Annotated in this window: 14 protein-coding genes; 10 read left to right on the top strand and 4 right to left on the bottom strand. The window is 69.8% G+C overall.

The genetic code is table 11. From position 1 onward, the window contains the following. Positions 1–1208: 1208 nt before the first annotated feature. The 10 genes from ACX80I_RS16915 to ACX80I_RS16870 all read left to right on the top strand — a co-directional run bounded on the left by ACX80I_RS16915 (position 1209) and on the right by ACX80I_RS16870 (position 11225). Complete coding sequence (locus ACX80I_RS16915; protein ID WP_459346263.1) at positions 1209–2615, top strand: hypothetical protein; 1407 nt, start codon at positions 1209–1211, stop codon at positions 2613–2615. Beyond that, entirely contained in the window at positions 2608–3597 is a 990-nt protein-coding gene (locus ACX80I_RS16910; protein WP_459346262.1) for an HAD-IIA family hydrolase, read from the top strand. Before ACX80I_RS16915 ends, ACX80I_RS16910 begins: the two co-directional genes overlap by 8 nt. Positions 3598–3639: 42 nt before the next feature. Continuing rightward, entirely contained in the window at positions 3640–3852 is a 213-nt protein-coding gene (locus ACX80I_RS16905; RefSeq protein WP_459346261.1) for a hypothetical protein, read from the top strand. Continuing rightward, positions 3839–4690, top strand: coding sequence for a TlyA family RNA methyltransferase (locus ACX80I_RS16900; RefSeq protein WP_459346260.1), 852 nt, complete (start codon positions 3839–3841; stop codon positions 4688–4690). Before ACX80I_RS16905 ends, ACX80I_RS16900 begins: the two co-directional genes overlap by 14 nt. Continuing rightward, positions 4683–5606, top strand: coding sequence for an NAD kinase (locus tag ACX80I_RS16895; RefSeq protein ID WP_459346259.1), 924 nt, complete (start codon positions 4683–4685; stop codon positions 5604–5606). Before ACX80I_RS16900 ends, ACX80I_RS16895 begins: the two co-directional genes overlap by 8 nt. Further along, positions 5603–7330 (top strand): DNA repair protein RecN, encoded by a 1728-nt coding sequence (gene recN, locus ACX80I_RS16890; protein ID WP_459346258.1) that lies wholly within the window; start codon positions 5603–5605, stop codon positions 7328–7330. Before ACX80I_RS16895 ends, recN begins: the two co-directional genes overlap by 4 nt. Further along, positions 7327–9027, top strand: coding sequence for a CTP synthase (gene pyrG / locus ACX80I_RS16885; protein WP_301228551.1), 1701 nt, complete (start codon positions 7327–7329; stop codon positions 9025–9027). Before recN ends, pyrG begins: the two co-directional genes overlap by 4 nt. Before the next feature lie 2 nt (positions 9028–9029). Continuing rightward, positions 9030–9716 (top strand): NUDIX domain-containing protein, encoded by a 687-nt coding sequence (locus ACX80I_RS16880; RefSeq protein ID WP_459346257.1) that lies wholly within the window; start codon positions 9030–9032, stop codon positions 9714–9716. 71 nt (positions 9717–9787) lie between these two features. After that, on the top strand, positions 9788–10681 hold the full coding sequence (gene xerD / locus ACX80I_RS16875; RefSeq protein WP_459346266.1) for a site-specific tyrosine recombinase XerD: 894 nt from the start codon (positions 9788–9790) through the stop codon (positions 10679–10681). Next, positions 10674–11225, top strand: coding sequence for an 8-oxo-dGTP diphosphatase (locus ACX80I_RS16870; protein ID WP_459346256.1), 552 nt, complete (start codon positions 10674–10676; stop codon positions 11223–11225). Before xerD ends, ACX80I_RS16870 begins: the two co-directional genes overlap by 8 nt. A 13-nt stretch (positions 11226–11238) precedes the next feature. Here the strand turns inward: ACX80I_RS16870 and ACX80I_RS16865 are convergent, their stop codons facing one another. The 4 genes from ACX80I_RS16865 to ACX80I_RS16850 are packed head-to-tail and all read right to left on the bottom strand — an operon-like array spanning position 11239 to position 15552. Next, entirely contained in the window at positions 11239–12384 is a 1146-nt protein-coding gene (locus ACX80I_RS16865; protein ID WP_459346255.1) for a bifunctional 2-methylcitrate synthase/citrate synthase, read from the bottom strand. Positions 12385–12437: 53 nt separating this feature from the next. Next, on the bottom strand, positions 12438–13361 hold the full coding sequence (prpB, locus tag ACX80I_RS16860) for a methylisocitrate lyase (RefSeq protein WP_459346254.1): 924 nt from the start codon (positions 13359–13361) through the stop codon (positions 12438–12440). A 6-nt stretch (positions 13362–13367) separates the two neighbouring features. Beyond that, on the bottom strand, positions 13368–14888 hold the full coding sequence (locus ACX80I_RS16855) for an MmgE/PrpD family protein (RefSeq protein WP_459346253.1): 1521 nt from the start codon (positions 14886–14888) through the stop codon (positions 13368–13370). Continuing rightward, positions 14881–15552 carry a GntR family transcriptional regulator gene (locus tag ACX80I_RS16850; RefSeq protein WP_459346252.1) on the bottom strand — a complete coding sequence of 224 codons (672 nt, stop codon included), beginning with the start codon at positions 15550–15552 and terminating at the stop codon, positions 14881–14883. The genes ACX80I_RS16855 and ACX80I_RS16850 overlap by 8 nt, the downstream gene beginning before the upstream one ends. Between the last annotated feature and the right edge of the window lie 83 nt (positions 15553–15635).

Below are 15635 nucleotides of genomic sequence, written 5' to 3'. Positions count from 1 at the left end.
TACTGCACCCGAGAGAGTGTGGGAGAGTAGGACACCGCCGGACAACCATTCAACGGGAAGGCCCCGCACCACCAGGTGCGGGGCCTTCCCCACTTAAACCACACCACCCCGCCGGCACACGGATGCGTGCGACCGGGCGGTGCGTATCCCGTCTCAGAACCGGCCTTTGCAGGGCGGATGACTCCTACAAGGGCGCGACAAGGGTAAGGTTCGGAGGGCTCCATCACATCTACGCCAAGCGCGGAGGTCGATGAAGTGGGCGGCGGCGCTTCGTGGTTCCATAGATAGGTAAGACCCACAGAAAAATAGAGATCCGCCGGCAGAGAAGCGCCGGCACCTGATGAGAGGACCCCGCTGCCATGGCTGAGCAGGAGCACACCGCTGGACGAGACGGGGAGTCCCGGAGTGGGGGAGATGGCACCGGCGGCCGTCAGGGAGGATCCGAGCAGGCGGGTCGTCGTCATTCGTGGGGCTCGAAAGCCGGCAATGCGGGTGCACGGTCCTCGTCACCCCGTAGTTCCAGCACTGATCATTCCCGTGACCGCCGGGAGTCCGGACGAACCGAGTCAGAGCCGGGCAATGCGACGCGCGGCCGGGCGGGCGGAGAGCGCGCGACGTCCAACGATGAACGCCGCGCCCCTCGTTCGGAGGGCGGTTTCCGCGGAACGAGTAGCGGCGGACGGCCCACGGGCGGACGTCCGGCGTGGAAGGGCCAGTCTGATCCACGAGGCGGCGATCGCACAGGCGGGTCGTACGGGCATGACGGTCAGGGTGGCCAGCGTGACCGCCCGGCGTACGGACGGGACGACCAGGGTGGTCAGCGGCGCAGCGAGGGCCGCAACGAACGCACAGGATCAGGTGCTGAACGGTCCTCAGAACGGTTTTCGGAGCGTCCGAGCAGGGCGCCCGAGGGCGGCAGGGGTGCGCAGCTCCGTGGCACAGCCTCTCGTGGTGGTTCAGCATCAGGATCTTCCAGCGACAAGCAGTCCCGTTTTGCGGGTCGGGGCGCCCCGACCAGCCGCACCGGTGAAAGCCGTGATCGTCCCTGGCAGTCGCGCTCAGCATCGGAGGAAGGACGCCCGGGGAGCGAACGCCGTTCGCCCGAGCGGACCGGTACCTTCCGTCGCTCGGCGGATCGACAGGACCGGGGCGGTAGCGGCGAGCGTCGCAATGATGATCGCCGCCGCGGGACCCGGCCCGACGAAGCAGTGTCCGCAGGGCCGCGCCCTCACAACGCGCGTGACCTCCGTAGCGCCAACAGGCCGGATCGCGAGCGTTCTCCCGAGATCGATGCGGACGTCAAGGGCGATGAACTCGATCGGGTGACCCGTGCTCAGGTCCGCAACCTCGAGGAACGCAGTGCCGAGTGGGTGGCGAAGCACCTGGTGATGGCGGGGCGGCTCATAGACTTCGAGCCTGAACTTGCCTTCCAGCACGCCCTGGCAGCGAGTCGTCGCGGTGGGCGCCTGGCTGCAGTCCGTGAAGCCGTAGGCCTGACGGCCTATGCTGCCGGCCACTACGGCGAAGCCCTCCGGGAATTCCGGACCTTCCGGAGGATCAGCGGATCGAACGTCCACTTGCCGGTCATGGCCGACTGCGAGCGGGGCCTCGGGCGTCCCGACAGGGCGCTGGATCTTGCTCGGAGTGAGGAAGCGGAGTCGCTCGACGCTGCCGGCAAGGCCGAGCTCGCCATGGTGGTTTCCGGCGCACGCGCCGATCTCGGTCAACTGGACGCTGCAGTCGCCGCACTCGAGATCCCGCAGCTGGACCTTCACCGGGCCTTCTCCTTCAGCCCCCGGCTGTTCCGCGCGTACGCGGATGCACTCGACGCTGTCGGACGCTCCGACGAGTCGGGTAAGTGGCGTCGTCAGGCAGGCGTTGCAGAGAAAGCCCTCGGGCTCGACGACGATCTCGAACCAGACATCGTGGACCTCGGCGAGGACGACGAGCCTGCGCCCGTGGTGGTGCCCAAGGTCGGTGACGTGCTCGGCAGGGCCGCTGCGGCTCCGGCCGTAGATCCTGCCGGCGATGCCCCCGCACAGGGTGGCGATATCCCTGCTCAGCATGGAGAAGCAACGGATACCAGCGATGCCGAAACCCCGGACGGTGCTACGGACGACACGTTTGAAGGTCTGCCCGACCCTGACGAGGATGCTGACGAGGATGCTGACGAGGATGCAGACGCGGGTCTGCCGCTGAGCACAGAGGGGGCAGAACCCGAGGCAGCAAGCGACCCGGCGGATGACACCGAAGAAACCGGGCGGGACGGGCACGAAGCCGAGGCAGTACCGGCCGATGCCGTGCCGGTCGGCGAGACCGCCCACCCTGTCCAGTCCCTCCAGACCGAGATGCTCTTCAGCATGGACGAGTCGGGTGCGGCGGACATCGCGCCGTCGGGCGACGAAGGATCAGCGGACGAACGCCGGCCCTCGGCGGGCCCGGCCGTCGAGTTCTCGGCAGCAGGATCGAGCCCAGCGGGGCGCAACGCCGGCACCGGCGAGCAGACAGGCGAGCAGACAGGCGAGCAGACAGGTGAACAGGCGGGCGACGAAGCCGATACGCGCGAGCGGACCGGCAAGGCCGAGGCGAGCCAGGACGACGTCGTCGATGACTGAGCGCCTCATCGACGGATACGACGGCGTGCTCGCCGACCTCGACGGCGTCGTCTACGCCGGGCCGCATGCCATCCCGGGGGCTACTGAGGCCCTCGAGAAGCTCGCCGGGGAAGGCAAGAGCCTCGCGTACGTGACCAACAACGCGTCCCGCTCCTCCGAGCAGGTGGCAGCCCATCTCCGGGAACTGGGGGCTCCGGCCACCGCGGAGCAGGTCTTCGGTTCGGCCCTTGCAGGCGCGGAGCTGCTGGCGGGCATGGTGGCCGCGGGGTCGACGGTGCTCGTCGTCGGGAGCGAGACCCTCGCTGACGCCGTCAGGGCGCAGGGCCTGGTCGTCGTCGCGTCGGCCGACGACCGGCCGAATGCCGTCATCCAGGGATTCGCTCCCGGGGTGGGGTGGAAGGATCTCGCCGAGGCCGCCTACGCCGTGGCTGCGGGCGCGGTCTGGGTTGCCACCAACACGGACATGTCCATTCCTCAGGAGCGGGGCATCGCGCCCGGGAACGGTTCCCTGGTGGCGGCGGTCGCCGCTGCCACGGCGAAGTCGCCGGCGGTCGCGGGAAAGCCCGAGGCCGCCCTCTTCGAGACAGCGGCCCGTCACTCCGGCGTCGACCGTGCGTTGGTGGTCGGGGACCGCCTCGACACCGACATCCTCGGCGGAAACCGCGCGGGGATGGCCACTGCACTCGTCCTCACGGGCGTGGACTCGGTCCGCACGGCCCTGGTGGCGCGGGTCGACGAGCGTCCGGACTACCTGATCGGCTCCCTCGCAGAGCTGTACGAGGAGTACCCGGAGGTGACGCACGACGACGGTTCGTACGGCTGCGGCGGGGCCGCGGCCCGTGCGACCGAGACGACGGTGACCATCAGCGGGCGCGAGGGCGACCTCGACAGCTGGCGCGCCGCGTGCGCGGCGTGGTGGGCGGTCCACCCCGAGGAGGCGCCGGCGGCTCTGCCGGAGATCCGATTCACGCCGGGTCGTTAGGCTGGAGGCAGGAACGACAGCTTCGGTACGGAAGGGCGATCAATGGACGACGACATGGGTAGCGGGGACGATGGCGGCCTGCGTCCGCTGACCGGTGACCCGCAGGTCGACCGGATCGTGGCCGTGCTCGACGGGCTGGACGACCTTCCCGTTCCGAAGCACGTCGACGTGTACCTCGACGTCCATGCCCGGCTGAGCAGCGAGCTGAACCCGGAACAACGACTCCGCCAGGCGGGAGCCCATGGCGCGCCTTGACCAGGAGCTCGTGACCCGCGGGCTCGCACGGTCCCGCTCCCACGCGGCGCAGCTGATCGCGGCCGGCCGGGTCCTGAGGGATGGTGCCGTGGCGAGGAAGGCCTCGGCTCCGATCCTCCCTGCCGACCGCCTCGACGTCCAGGAGCGCGGCGAGGAGTACGTCAGCCGTGCCGGTACCAAGCTCGACGGCGCCCTCCGGGCCTTCCCCGCCGTGGATCCGGTGGCCAAGCGATGCCTCGATGCGGGCGCCTCGACCGGAGGGTTCACCGACGTCCTCCTGCGGCGGGGCGCGCGCGAAGTGGCGGCGGTCGACGTCGGGCACGGCCAGCTCGTGCAGCAGTTACGTGACGACCCGCGCGTCCAGGTCTTCGAGGGCATGAACGTCCGCCACCTCGACCCTGCCGACATCGGGGGGCAGGTGCAGCTGACCGTTGCGGACCTGTCCTTCATCTCGCTCCGGCTCGTGATGCCGGCGCTCGCTCGAGCCACCTGCCCCGGCGGCGAGTTGGTCCTCATGGTGAAGCCCCAGTTCGAGGTCGGGCGCAGCGGGCTGAACCGGCTCGGCGTCGTCACGTCCTCCGAGGCCCGACGTGGTGCTGTGGCAGGAGTGCTGCGCAGCGCGCTCGAGTGCGGACTGGAGATCGCCGGGGTCGCGCAGAGCGAATTGCCGGGCCAGGACGGCAACCTGGAGTACTTCGTGTGGATAAAGGTGCCGAGCGGGGGATTGATGCCTAGGATCGAGGGGGAGCTGGACCGGTTGGTGGACCAGGCACTCGCTCAGGGAGCCCTCCATCCGCCACCGCCCCGCCCCACCGATCAGACGGAGCTTGATGAGTAGAAGAATTCTGGTGCTCGCGCACACCGGCCGAAGGAACGCGATGGTCGCGGCGCAGGAAGCATGCACGCGCCTCCACGACCTCGGACTCCAGCCGGTCATGCGTCCCGAGGAACTCGCGGACCTCCAAGGCGAGTACGGTGCCCTCGCCGCTCCTGCCGAAGCGCTGGGCGACGGCGTCGACTTCGGCGACGTCGAACTCGTCATGGTCCTCGGTGGTGACGGCACCATCCTCCGTGCGGCGGAGCTCGTGCGGGAGGCGGAGATCCCCCTGCTCGGCGTCAACCTCGGACACGTCGGTTTCCTCGCGGAGAGCGAGCGGGCCGACCTCGAGGAGACGGTGGGCTGGGTGGCCGACCGCAGCTACACCGTGGAGGAGCGGACCACCATCGAGGTCCTCGTCTGGCAGGGCGACACCCTGCTCGGCCAGAGCTGGGCCCTCAACGAAGCGGCCATCGAGAAGGCGAACCGTGAGCGCATGATCGAGGTGGTCATGGAGGTGGACGGGCGTCCCGTGAGCTCCTTCGGCTGCGACGGCGTCGTCCTTGCCACGCCGACCGGTTCCACCGCCTATGCCTTCTCCGCCAGCGGCCCCATCGTGTGGCCGGAGGTGGAGGCGCTGCTCATGGTCCCGATCAGCGCCCACGCGCTGTTCGCGAAGCCACTGGTGGTGGCACCCACGTCGGTGCTGGCCGTCGAACTCCTGACCCGCACCGAAGCCGCGGGAGTGCTCTGGTGCGACGGACGACGGAGCATCGACCTCCCGCCCGGAGCCCGGGTCGAAGTGCGGCGCTCCGAGCACCCCGTGCGCCTCGCCCGCACGCACCAGACACCGTTCTCGGAACGCCTCGTCCGCAAGTTCGAGCTGCCCATCCAGGGCTGGCGCGGCCCCGTGAAGCACCAGGACGGGCCGCGATGATCGAGGAGATGCGCATCCGCGACCTCGGTGTGATCACCGACGCCACTCTCACCCTCGGCCCCGGCCTGACCGTCGTGACCGGCGAGACGGGCGCGGGCAAGACCATGGTCATCACGGCGCTCGGGCTCCTGCGCGGTGCGCGCTCCGACGCCGGCGCCGTCCGTCTGAACGCGAAGTCCGCGTCGGCGGAGGCCGTCCTCCGGTTGGACCCCAACAGTCCGGCTGCCATCCGTGCCGTGGAGGCGGGGGCGGTGCTCGAGGAGTACGACGGCGTCGCCGAACTGATCCTCGCGCGGACCGTGACGAGCGAGGGACGAAGTCGCGCCTACGTCGGCGGCCGGGCCGCGCCCGTCGGTGTCCTGGCCGAGCTGGGGGACGAACTCGTCGTCGTGCACGGCCAGTCGGACCAGTTGCGGCTGAAAGGCGCCCCGGCGCAGCGGCAGGCACTCGACAAGTTCGGCGGCAAGCCCGTCGAGGAAGCCCTCCGGACCTATGGCGATGCGTTCCGCCAGTGGCGCGACGCCCTTGCCGAGCGGGACCGTCTGCGCAGCGAAGCCCGTGAACGGCTGCGTGAGGCGGAGGGACTCGAAGCCGCGCTGACCGAGATCGGGGATCTCGACCCGCAGCCCGGGGAGGACGTGGCGCTGAAGGCGGAGTCGATGCGGCTCGGCAACCTCGAGGAATTGCGCACAGCTGCCCTCGTGGCCCACCAGGCGCTCGTCTCCGAGGACATCGGAGCCAGTGCCGACGCCGTGTCGCTGGTCGACGAGGCGAAACGGCAGCTCGAGGCCGTCGCCGAGCACGACGCCGACCTGGGCGCGCTGGCCGAACGGCTCGCCGAGGTCGGCTACCTCCTGGCCGACATCTCCGCCGAACTGGCGGGGTACGGCACCGCACTCGACAGCGAGGGCGCGGGCAGGCTCGAGGAAGTCGAATCGCGGCGTGCGGCGCTCTCCGTCCTCGTGCGGAAGTACGCTCCCATGATCGACGAGGTGCTGGCCTGGCAGGAGGATGCCATCAAGCGCCTGCTCGAACTCAGCAGCGACTCCTCCCGTGTGGAGGAGCTCGACGACGTCATCGCGGACCTCGACCGCCAGGTGCACGAACTCGCGGACGGTCTGTCCGCCCTGCGCCGCGCCGCAGCCGAGAGCCTTGCTGCGAAAGTCAGTGACGAGCTCACTGCCCTCGCGATGCCGGATGCTCAGCTGCTGATCGACGTCACCCCGACGGAATCCCTGACGGCCCACGGCGCCGACGACATCGCCTTCACCCTCCAGCCGCATCCCGGCTCGGCGCCGCGCGCGCTCGGCAAGGGCGCGTCCGGTGGAGAGCTCTCCCGCGTGATGCTCGCCATCGAAGTCGTCCTCGCAGCCGTCGACCCCGTGCCCACCTTCGTGTTCGACGAGGTCGACGCAGGCGTGGGAGGCAAGGCCGCCGTCGAGATCGGCCGCCGGCTCGCCATGCTCGCGGAGCACGTCCAGGTCATCGTGGTGACGCACCTGCCCCAGGTCGCGGCCTTCGCCGCACGGCACATCCGGGTCACGAAGAACGTCTCCCGGGACGGCGAGGGCGGCGGCGTCACCGCCAGCGATGTCGAGGTGCTGCCCGAGGAGGAGCGCGTGCGGGAGCTGGCGAGGATGCTCGCGGGCCAGGAGGACTCCGCGTCGGCACGCGCACATGCGGAGGAACTCCTCGCCGATGCGGCCCGCACCTTCGCTCGGTGATAGGCTTGAATTCCGTGGCGCAGCAAATAAACTCCCGGTTCCTGAAATCCGCAACGACCAAGCACATCTTCGTGACTGGCGGCGTGGCCTCCTCACTCGGCAAGGGACTGACGGCATCCAGCCTGGGTCACCTCCTGAGGGCGCGCGGCCTCTCCGTGACGATGCAGAAGCTTGATCCCTACCTCAATGTCGATCCCGGCACGATGAACCCCTTCCAGCACGGCGAGGTGTTCGTCACGGACGACGGCGCCGAGACCGACCTCGACATCGGACACTACGAGAGGTTCCTCGACGAGAACCTCGACGGGTCGGCGAACGTCACGACGGGCCAGGTCTACTCGACCGTCATCGCGAAGGAACGCCGCGGCGAATACCTCGGCGACACCGTCCAGGTCATCCCGCACATCACGGACGAGATCAAGCGCCGCATGCGCCTGCCGGCCGATGCGGTACCGGGGAAGAAGACCCCGGACGTCATCATCACGGAGATCGGCGGAACGGTCGGCGACATCGAGTCGCAGCCCTTCCTCGAAGCGGCCCGCCAGGTCCGCCAGGACGTGGGCCGGAACAACGTCTTCTTCCTGCACGTCTCGCTGGTCCCGTACATCGGCCCCTCGCAGGAACTCAAGACCAAGCCCACCCAGCACTCCGTCGCCATGCTGCGGTCCATCGGCATCCAGCCGGACGCCATCGTGATCCGCTCCGACCGCGAGGTTCCCGCAGCGATGCGGGAGAAGATCGGCCGCATGTGCGACGTCGACCTCGACGCCGTGGTGAATGCCGCGGACGCGCCCAGCATCTACGACATCCCGAAGACCCTGCATGCCCAGGGCCTCGACGCGTACATCGTCCAGGCACTCGACCTGAAGTTCAAGGACGTCAACTGGACCAAGTGGAACAAGCTCCTCGAAGCGGTCCACAACCCGAAGCACCAGGTGGAGGTAGCACTGGTCGGCAAGTACATCGACCTGCCCGACGCCTACCTGTCGGTGACCGAGGCCCTGCGGGCGGGCGGCTTCGCGAACAAGGCGAAGGTCACCATCAAGTGGGTCCCCTCCGACGAGTGCCAGACCCCCGAGGGCGCGAAGAAGGCCCTCGCTGGCGTCGACGCCGTCTGCATCCCGGGCGGGTTCGGTATCCGCGGCCTCGAGGGGAAGCTCGGCGCGCTGACCTACGCCCGCGAGAACAAGATCCCGACCCTCGGGCTCTGCCTCGGGCTGCAGTGCATGGTCATCGAGTACGCCCGGAACGTCGTCGGACTCGAGGGCGCCTCCTCGAGCGAGTTCGAGCCAGACACCCAGTACCCCGTCATCGCGACCATGGCGGAGCAGCTCCACATCGTGGCAGGCGAGGGGGACATGGGCGGCACCATGCGCCTCGGCCGCTGGGAGGCGAAGCTCCAGGAAGGCTCGGTCGTGGCCGGGACCTACGGCAAGACCACGGTCTTCGAGCGCCACCGCCACCGCTACGAGGTGAACAACGAGTACCGCGAGCAGATCGCTGACGCAGGCCTCGTGTTCTCCGGGACGACGACGGACGGCAATCTCGTGGAGTTCGCGGAGCTGCCGAAGGACGTGCACCCCTACTACGTCTCGACGCAGGCCCACCCCGAGCTGAGCTCGCGCCCCACACGGCCGCACCCGCTGTTCGCGGGCCTGGTCAAGGCGGCACTCGAACTCCGCGGCGCGAAGGCCTGACGGTGCAGCCGGCCGGCAGCGCCGACGCCACGTTCAGCGACGAGCAGAGCCCGCGCCGCCTCCTCGGGACCACCAGGGTCTACGAGGGGCGGGTGTGGGACGTCGTCAGCGAGGAGTTCACCCTCGCGGAGGGCGGCGAGGCCATCACGCGGGACTTCATCCGGCACCCGGGGGCCGTCGCCGTGCTGGTCCTGAACGACGAAGGACAGGTGCTCCTCCTGCGCCAGTATCGGCACCCGGTGCGGATGGCGCTCTGGGAGATCCCCGCCGGCCTCCTCGACGAGGAGGGTGAGGACTTCGTCGATGCCGCCGCACGCGAACTCGCGGAGGAGGCCGACCTCACGGCGCGGCAGTGGGACGTGCTCGTGGACATGTTCCTGTCGCCCGGCTCTTCCTCGGAGGCCCTGCGCGTGTACCTGGCGCGGGGGATCGGGGACGTCCCGGAGGCCGACCGGCACACGCGCACGCACGAGGAAGCCGAGATCGAGCTCTTGTGGGCGGACCTCGACGCCGCGGTGGACGCCGTACTGGAAGGCCGCATCCACAGCCCGTCCGCCGTCGCCGCGATCCTCGCAGCACGCGTGGCACGCGAGACCGGCTTCCGCGAGCTCCGCCCCGCGACGACCCCCTGGCCCGAGCACCCGAGCCAGCATGCGACCTGGCCGCGTGGCGCCGTGCTGGAGAGCTGACGACCGTGTCGGATCCCGCGGCAGGGGACGACGGACCGATAGCAGCCCTCATCCGGGACTACCTGCAGCACATGTCGGTGGAACGCGGGCTGTCGGCCAACACACTCGCCGCGTACCGGCGCGACCTCCGGCGCTACGAGTCCTTCCTCGTGTCCCGCGGTACGGATGATGCCGCCCGGATCTCCCGGCACGACGTGTCCGCCTTCGCGCAGGCCGTCGTGTCGGGGGAGGACGGGTTCTCACGCCTGAGTCCGCGCTCCGCTGCACGCACCATCGTGGCCGTCCGGGGTCTCCACCGTTTCTGGGCGCTGGAAGGCGTGACCGACGGCGATCCTGCTCGTGACGTCCATCCTCCGATGACCGGCCAGCGCCTGCCGAAGGCGATCCCTGTCGCCGAGGTGGTGCGGATCCTGGAGGCCGTGGACATCGGGACGCCGTCCGGGCAGCGCGACCGGGCGCTGCTCGAATTCCTGTACTCCACCGGGGCGAGGATCAGTGAGGCCGTCGGCCTCGATGTCGACGACGTCTCCGTCAGTGACGCACTCGAGGGCCCCGCCGTCGTGCGGCTCACGGGCAAGGGCTCGAAGGAGCGGCTCGTGCCGGTCGGGTCCTTCGCTGCCCGGGCCGTCGACGCGTACCTCGTGCAGGGCCGTCCGGCCCTCGCCGCGAAGGGCAAGGGTAGCCCGGCCCTCTTCCTCAATATGCGCGGGGGCCGCCTGAGCCGCCAGAGTGCCTGGAGCATCCTCAAGACGGCCACGGAGCGGGCCGGGGTGACGCGCGAGGTGTCACCCCACACGCTCCGGCATTCCTTCGCCACCCACCTGCTCGAAGGCGGGGCGGACGTGCGGGTGGTGCAGGAACTCCTCGGGCACGCGTCGGTCACGACCACCCAGGTCTACACGCTGGTCACGGCCGACACCCTGCGCGAGGTCTATGCCGCGGCCCACCCCCGGGCCCGTGCCTGAGACCGGACCTGTGCCGCAGGCGTCCCCGGAACCGGAGCCTCCCGGCGAGTGGATGACCGTCGACGGCGTCGCGTACCGCTGCGTGGTCCTGTGCTTCCTCTTCCGGTCCCGCGGCCGCGGTCGGGAGGTCCTGCTCGGACTCAAGCGCACCGGATTCGGCACCGGCAGGGTCGTGGCGCTCGGCGGGAAGATCGACGGGCGGGAGTCCGCCGTCGAGGCCGCCGTCCGTGAGGTCGCCGAGGAGAGCGGCATCGAGCTGGCGCGAGGCGAGCTGCGCGACGCCGGCCGCATCACGTGGTCCTTTCCCGCGCAGCCGGCCTGGAACATGGCGGCGTTCCTCTTCACCGCGGACGCCGGCACCACCCCTCCGGTGGCGAGCGAGGAGATCGAACCGCTCTGGTACGCCGTCGACGACATCCCCTGGACCGGTATGTGGCAGGACGCGCCCTACTGGATACCGGCACTGCTCGACGGGCGCCGTATCGACGCGCGCATCGTGATGGACCCGGACAACGAGGGCGTGGCCAGCGCCGTTGTGGACTGAGCGGTGCGGGTCCTCAGCTGCCGCCCACGTGACGCTCGTCCGGGCCGTTGTAGAGGCTCAGGGGGCGGATGAGCGAGTTCGACGCCGCCTGCTCCATGATGTGCGCCGTCCAGCCGGTGATGCGCGCTGCGATGAAGAGCGGCGTGAACATCTCCGTGTCGAAGCCCATCAGGTGGTAGGTGGGGCCGGCAGGGTAGTCGAGGTTGGGCTTGATGCCCTTGGCCTCGTCCATGGCCGTCTCCAGCCCGGAGTACAGCCCGAGGATCTCGCTGCGCCCGTAGTACCTGATCATCGCGTCGAGTGCCGCCTTCATGGTCGGGACCCGGGAGTCGCCGTTCTTGTAGACGCGGTGCCCGAACCCCATGACCTTCTTCTTCGACGCCAGGGCGTCCTCCATCCACGCCTTCGCGCGGACGGCGGCCTCCTCGGCGGTCTCGTCCTCCCGGATGCCGATCTCCTCGAAGGTGTGCATGACAGCCTCGTTGGCGCCACCGTGCAGCGCACCCTTGAGGGCGCCGATGGCACCCGTGACGGCCGAGTGCAGGTCGGAGAGCGTCGATGTGATGACCCTCGCCGTGAAGGTGGACGCGTTGAACGAGTGCTCGGCGTACAGGACCATGGAGACATCGAATGCGTGCACGACCTCTGCCGGGGCTTCCTCCCCGAAGGTCATCCACAGGAAGTTGGCCGAGTAGCCGAGGTCGTCGCGGGGCTCCACGAGGGCCTGGCCGCGCCGACGGCGCTGGTCATAGGCGACGACGGCGGGGAAGACGGCGAACAGCGCCGCGGCTTTCTCTTTGTTCGCCCCGACCGAGTCGTCCCCTGCGAGGGGGTGGCTCGCCCCCAGGACGGATACGGCGGTCCTGGCCACGTCCATGGGGTGCGCCGACAGGGGCAGCAGGTCGATCGCCGCGACCACGTGCCCGGGCAACGTGCGGTGCGCCCGCTCGAAGGCGTCGAACTGGCGGCGCTCGGAGGCGTCCGGCAGCTCCCCGTTCCACAGCAGGTAGGCGACGTCCTCGAAGTCGCGGTGCCCGGCCAGCTCCTGCACGGGGTACCCCCGGTACAGCAGGGAATTCGTCTCGGGGTTGACCTTCGAGATCGCGGTGTAGTCCACCACGACCCCTGCGAGCCCCTTGTGGATCTCTGGTTCTGTCACGGCTTCTCCTCCTGGGGATGATCCTGCGGAATCCGGTGTGCCTGCCGGCGCGGTCAACGGTCGCTCCGGCCGGAGCGCCCGTCCGGCACCTCGAAGTTGAACACCGAGGAGTCGAAGCGGTTGTATCCCTCGTAGTCCACCAGTTCGTAGAGGCGGCTGCGCGTCTGCATGGACTCCACGGCAGGCTCCTGCGTCCCGTGCGTCCTGATCGAGTCCAGCGTACGCTCGGCGGCGCCCATCGCACTGCGCAGCAGCGTGACCGGGTAGATCACCATGGTCACGCCCGCCTCCTGCAGTTGGTCGACGGTGAAGAGGTCGCTCTTGCCGAACTCCGTCATGTTGGCGAGGACCGGTACGTCGACGGCGGCGCGGATGGCACGGAATTCGTCCAGGGTCCGCATGGCCTCGGGGAAGATGGCGTCCGCCCCTGCCTCCACGAGGGCACGGGAGCGCTCCTGCGCGGCCTCGAGGGTGTCGGTGCCACGGATGTCGGTGCGGGCCATGATGAGGAAGTTCGGATCACGGCGGGCATCCGCCGCGGCGCGGATCCGCTTCACTGCGGTCTCGAGGTCGACGACGTTCTTGCCGTCGAGGTGCCCGCACCGCTTCGGATTGAACTGGTCCTCGATGTGGCAGCCGGCGAGCCCGGCGTTCTCGAGTTCCTGCACGCTGCGGGCCACGTTCATCGGCTCGCCGAACCCCGTGTCGGCGTCGACGATGCACGGCAGGTCCGTCATGCGGGCGATCTGCCCGGCACGGTGCGCGACCTCGGTGAGGGTGGTGAGGCCGATGTCCGGCAGACCCAGGTCGGCGGCGATGACGGCACCGGAGATGTAGACGCCGTCGAATCCCTTGTCCCCGATGAGCCGGGCGGACAGGGGGTTGAAGGCTCCGGGGAACTGCTGGAGGCGTCCGGACGCCAGTCCGTCCCGCAGTGCACGGCGCTTCTGCTCGGGGGTCACGGTCGAGTACAGCACGGCGGCCTACAGGAGTCCCTGCGGCGCGGCGGCCGCATCGATGTACCCGGGCCGGGCGAGGATGTTCAGCTGTCCCAGCGAGCCTGCCGGGAGGTCGGGCAACTGCTCGACGGTGGCCAGGAAACGGTCCAGTTCCGCGTCCTCGACAATGCCCTCGGCGAGCATCCGCAGCTTGGCGATGTAGTCCGCCCGCGCAAAGGGCCGGGCTCCCAGGGGATGGGCGTCCGCCACCGCGATCTCGTCCGTGATCACGGTGCCGTCCGTCAGCGTGATCTCCACGCTGCCGCCGAAGGCCTTCTCGGCGATGTCGAGGGAGTGGTAGCGGCGCGTCCACTCGGGGTCCTCCACGGTGGTGACCTTCCGCCACAGTGCTGCGGTGTCGGGCCTGGCGGCTCGTGCGGGGGCGTAGGAGTCCTCGTGGTGCCAGCGGCCGTCCTGCAGGGCCACCGTGAAGATGTAGGGGATCGAGTGGTCCAGCGTCTCACGTGAGGCACTCGGATCGTACTTCTGCGGATCGTTCGCGCCGGAGCCGATGACGTAGTGGGTGTGGTGCGAGGTGGAGATGACGACGGAGACGACGTTGTCCGGATCGGTGGCCTCCGGGTGGGTGCCGTGCAGGCGCCGCGCGAGGTCGATCCAGGCCTGTGCCTGGTACTCCGCGGAGTGCTCCTTCGTGTACGTGTCGAGGATGGCGCGCTTCGGCTCGCCCGACGCCGGAAGGGGCACCTCGTAGTTCGCCTCGGGGCCGTCCAGCAGCCAGGCGATCACGCCGTCCTCGCCCTCGTAGATGGGCGTGGGGGAGGTCTGCCCGCGCATCGCCCGGTCGATCGCCTCGACGGCCATCTTTCCTGCGAACGCCGGGGCATGGGCCTTCCACGTCGAGATCTCGCCCTTGCGTGACTGGCGGGTCGCCGTCGTCGTGTGCAGCGCCTGGCCGACGGCGTGGAAGATGACGTCGGGCTCGAGTCCGAGGAGGGTGCCGATACCGGCGGCTGCGGACGGCCCGAGGTGGGCGACGTGATCGATCTTGTGTTCGTGCAGGCAGATCGCCTTCACGAGGTCGACCTGGATCTCGTAGCCCGTGGCGATGGCGCGGACCAGGTCCCGGCCCGAGGCGCCGGTGTGCTGCGCGGCGGCGAGGATCGGGGGGATGTTGTCGCCGGGATGGGAGTAGTCCGCGGCGAGGAACGTGTCGTGGTAGTCGAGCTCGCGCACGGCGACACCGTTGGCCCAGGCCGCCCATTCCGCGGAGACGGGGGAACCGACGCCGAAGACGGCGGCACCGGTGCCGTGCGCGGAGACCGGGTGACTGGTCGCCTGCGCGCGAGCGGCGATCACCGGGGCCCGGTTCAGGGACGCGAGGGCGACGGAGGCGTTGTCGATGATGCGGTTGATCACCATGTCGGTCACCTCGGCGGGAACCTCGACGGGGTCGGCGGCGACCTCGGCGATCTTCCAGGCGAGCTGCCCGGTGCGGGGGAGGTTCTCCTCGCTGCGGTGGACGCGGACGGGATGGAGTTCAACCATGGTGTTCCTCTCGGTGGTGTGTGTCGTGGTCCCCGGAACGCGGGGAGCGGAGGTGCTGCAGGCTGTTGTGGAGGTGCACGCGCATGGAGGCTTCGGCGAGCTCGGCGTTGCCCGCACCCAGGGCGAGGGCGATCTGCTCGTGCTCGCGGGCCGAGGCCAGGAGCCGGCGGGGATTGTCCCGTGCCAGCCTGCGCACGCGGGCGAGGTGCGTGCGGATCGGTTTCTGGGCCTGCAGCAGGTAGGCGTTCCGCGCCGCGTCGTCGATCTCCCGGTCCAGCCGTGCGACGAGGCCGTAGTATGCGTCCTGCCCGCCGTCGTCATCCTCGATGAGCCTTCCGGCAGCGGCGAACTCCTCCGCGAGCGCGGTGAAGAGGGCAGGGTCTCCCCGCTGGGCGGCGAGCCGGACGGCCGCGCATTCGAGGGGCAGCCGGACCTCGAACAGGTCCGTCACGGCATCGAGGGAGATGGCGGAGACGACGACGCCGCGGCCGGCGGGGGCGGCGAGCCCTTCGGCGACGAGCCGGGAGAGTGCCTCCCGCACGGGCGTTCTCGAGACGCCGAGCCGGGCGGACTGTTCGACCTCCGCCAGCAGGTCACCCGGGGCCAAGCGCCATTCGACGATGTCGGACCGCAGGAGGGAATAGGCGCGATCGCTGGCCCGCATCCTCGTTGCCTCCGTTCCTCCCGACATCTCCGCGTTGGGGCGCGGAATAGGCCCAATGTATACACAGCAGGAGGAATGAGCAA

The organism is Arthrobacter rhamnosi (genome assembly GCF_054510855.1).
The sequence above is the reverse complement of the archived record's forward strand: the minus strand, read 5'-3'. Positions and strand labels throughout refer to the sequence as shown.

Bases quoted from the DNA above. Each gene is read 5' to 3' on its own strand.
- ACX80I_RS16910 (WP_459346262.1), top strand. From the start codon at position 2,608: ATGACTGAGCGCCTCATCGACGGATACGACGGCGTGCTCGCCGACCTC.
- ACX80I_RS16905 (WP_459346261.1), top strand. From the start codon at position 3,640: ATGGACGACGACATGGGTAGCGGGGACGATGGCGGCCTGCGTCCGCTG.
- ACX80I_RS16900 (WP_459346260.1), top strand. From the start codon at position 3,839: ATGGCGCGCCTTGACCAGGAGCTCGTGACCCGCGGGCTCGCACGGTCC.
- ACX80I_RS16895 (WP_459346259.1), top strand. From the start codon at position 4,683: ATGAGTAGAAGAATTCTGGTGCTCGCGCACACCGGCCGAAGGAACGCG.
- recN (WP_459346258.1), top strand. From the start codon at position 5,603: ATGATCGAGGAGATGCGCATCCGCGACCTCGGTGTGATCACCGACGCC.
- xerD (WP_459346266.1), top strand. From the start codon at position 9,788: ATGTCGGTGGAACGCGGGCTGTCGGCCAACACACTCGCCGCGTACCGG.
- ACX80I_RS16855 (WP_459346253.1), bottom strand. From the start codon at position 14,888: ATGGTTGAACTCCATCCCGTCCGCGTCCACCGCAGCGAGGAGAACCTC.
- ACX80I_RS16850 (WP_459346252.1), bottom strand. From the start codon at position 15,552: ATGCGGGCCAGCGATCGCGCCTATTCCCTCCTGCGGTCCGACATCGTC.